General features: G+C 47.9%; 2 protein-coding genes and 1 pseudogene. 1 reads left to right on the top strand and 2 read right to left on the bottom strand.

Annotation, left to right across the window (positions count from 1 at the left end; all coding sequences use genetic code 11):
- Both VE954_RS08975 and VE954_RS08970 read right to left on the bottom strand, forming a co-directional pair.
- A partial coding sequence (locus tag VE954_RS08975; RefSeq protein ID WP_324951835.1) for an SMP-30/gluconolactonase/LRE family protein occupies positions 1-654 on the bottom strand: 654 nt, incomplete at its 3' end.
- Between the two features lie 173 nt (positions 655-827).
- A complete protein-coding gene (locus tag VE954_RS08970; protein WP_324951833.1) occupies positions 828-1,091 on the bottom strand; it encodes a hypothetical protein in 264 nt (87 codons plus the stop codon).
- A 764-nt stretch (positions 1,092-1,855) separates the two neighbouring features.
- On the opposite strand from VE954_RS08970, the pseudogene VE954_RS08965 reads away from it, so the two are divergent.
- Positions 1,856-2,579 (top strand): annotated as a pseudogene (locus VE954_RS08965) (IS5 family transposase); the annotation flags it as partial.

Here is a 2,579-nt window from a genome sequence, read left to right as displayed (position 1 = left end):
ACCCTCCCGGCCGTCGCGCTGGTAATTGGGATCGGTAAAGTAGATGGTGCCGTCATTGCGAACCGCAAGATCATTGGGTGAATTGAAAGTTTTGCCAAGATAGGAATTGGCAAGAGAGAGTCGGGTCCCGTCCGCGGAGATGCGGGCAATCTCCTGGCCATCATGTAGCGCAGCAATAATGCTGCCGCTACTGTCGACCGCCAATCCGTTGCTTCGAAAGACTCCCTTTTCGCTCCACACACTCCAGGTATCGCTTTCGAACTTCAGGATTGCCGTTGGAGGCCCCTTGCCGGTTGTAGGGTCTGCGAAACTCCAGGCGGAAATCAGGAGAGACTGGGTTGATTCCAACCACAAAGGTCCTTCAGTAAATCCAAAGCCCTTGGGAAGGGGTATTTCGAGGGGGGCACCAAGATCGTTGAACATACCGGGTGATGAAACCATCAGACAGGTTTGATTTTGACCATTAAGTTCTGACCCATGGTCGGCGTTTGCCTCGGGATCCGTTGGACTGTCGACTGCGACAGGTGCTTGGTCGACATCATCCTCGTCCAGCTTACTCACGGTGTTGACTTCGGCTGTCTTTTTCGTACATGATGTGCAATCCAGGACTACGAGTATTGCCAACGCGCTGATTTTTAAGGGTCGAATGAACATGTTTGAACTCCATTGTGATTGATTGCTCTTTTAGCCTTAATGGAAACGTGGGTAGCATAAGAATGTGTGGTATCTGACGTGCGCCATCAGGAGGAATGTGAAAGCGAAAAACTCACAGGTTTTTTCCTCAACATCGTCACGAGAGAGCCGAGTTCCCAACCGTCCGCCCGCCATCAAATAATTTCCTGACCTGAAAGAATTGCAGATGAAACCGGAGAACAGCCACAGGTTCGCCGCCCAGCCGATTGAAATGGACGTTCGCATTGAAGACAGATGCGTATTTTGATTTGAATACTGCCAAGCCCCATTAATTTGCGTGCTTTATTCTGCAGTTCAATTTCCCTGATCACGGCACCAGGAAGTACTTTAATTTGTGGTGTGGATGAGCTGAGGGCATCAGAAAAGAAGCAGTTCTGCCGGGAACTCGATACTTTCATGGCGTTTCCTCCGGAAATGAATGGTTACCCGCACTGAACTTTTTATCAGGAAATCACGGCCTGACATGGCATAGTTAACCAGTATTAACGGTCCCGACTTAAACGCCATTGCGAGTCAGGTTTTAATATGTTCAGCAAGTAATGAAAGAAATCACCGGGATCATGTTTGAATTCAAGAATGTTTATTCAAAAGTTGTGTGAACAGCATGTAACCGGGCGTGCGGCAGCGAAGGCATAAGCTGCCCCGAAGGCTCGCTCAGGCCGGCTTTCAGTTACACTCATCATGATCTTTTGTTAATTCTCGATCGGCTCATCTTCGTGAAATGAACGTAACCACAACAACACCCTGGCGACTGAACTCAAGATCCTGCTTCAAATGCCGGGCGTACGCGCCCTGGTCCAAATGTGGGTCAGAAGAGTTTGTTGGAGCTGTCAATCAATGACTTCAAGGCCGGCGAATTGCTGTGGATTGATGCCTTCGCGCCGACAGATCTCGGCGCTGTTGCCCTTGCGTTCCGCTTCCATAATCAGCTCCGCGATCTTTTCGGGGCTTCTTGGGTTTACGGAGCGATGGATCCCATGTGTGATTGAGCCCATTCTCTTTCAGGATTTCCGCGACTTTGCTCTTCCCTACCCAGGTACCTTTAAGAGCTGGTTTAAAAAGCCATTGCACAGTCATTTGGGGTTAATAGGATTCCCGATTTGCATAAATTCGCGGCCAGGACTATGACTCACCGGAACTACTGGGTGAGGTATAGGATTCCATGGACAGGAAACCGTATCAAAGTGATGTGAGTGACTCCGAATGGGACGTTTTAAAAATTTTCATGCCTCCTGAAAAGTTTGATGGTCGTCCGCGCACGTATCAGTTCAGAGAAATATTGAATGGAATATTTTATGTCGTGCGAACAGGATGCCAATGGAGACAAATGCCACATGATTTACCACCGTGGCAAACAGCATATCACTATTTCAGGGAATGGAAGATAAGTGGAGTTTGGGAAAAGATCAACGATGAGATGAGAAAAATGGTTCGCCTAGATCAAAAAAAAATGAAAACCCGAGCGCGGCAATAATTGATTCTCAATCGGCAAAAACCACTGAAGCGGGAGGGGTTTGTGGCTATGATGCTGGCAAGAAAGTCAAAGGACGTAAACGTCATGTGATTGTTGATACTCTGGGCTTGATAATAAAGGTCGTAGTTCATCCAGCAGATATTCAGGATCGACAAGGAGCGATGCTTGCGATCGAAGCTGCGAAAGAAAAACTTCGTTCCATCAAAATCATGTGGGCAGATGGTGGATATGCGGGCCAACTTATCGATTGGGTCAAAGACGGATTCAATTTTATTCTTGAAATTGTCAAACGTTCGGACGACGAGAAAGGATTCAAGGTTCTGCCAATGAGATGGATCGTGGAGAGAACGTTTGGATGGCTTGGAAGGAATCGGCGGTTGAGCAAGGATTATGAGAGGCTTCCTTCGTCAAG

It is taken from the genome of Oligoflexus sp. (assembly GCF_035638955.1).
In the GTDB taxonomy this organism is placed as follows: domain Bacteria; phylum Bdellovibrionota_B; class Oligoflexia; order Oligoflexales; family Oligoflexaceae; genus Oligoflexus.
The sequence above is the reverse complement of the archived record's forward strand: the minus strand, read 5'-3'. Positions and strand labels throughout refer to the sequence as shown.

Bases quoted from the DNA above. Each gene is read 5' to 3' on its own strand.
- VE954_RS08970 (WP_324951833.1), bottom strand. From the start codon at position 1,091: ATGAAAGTATCGAGTTCCCGGCAGAACTGCTTCTTTTCTGATGCCCTC.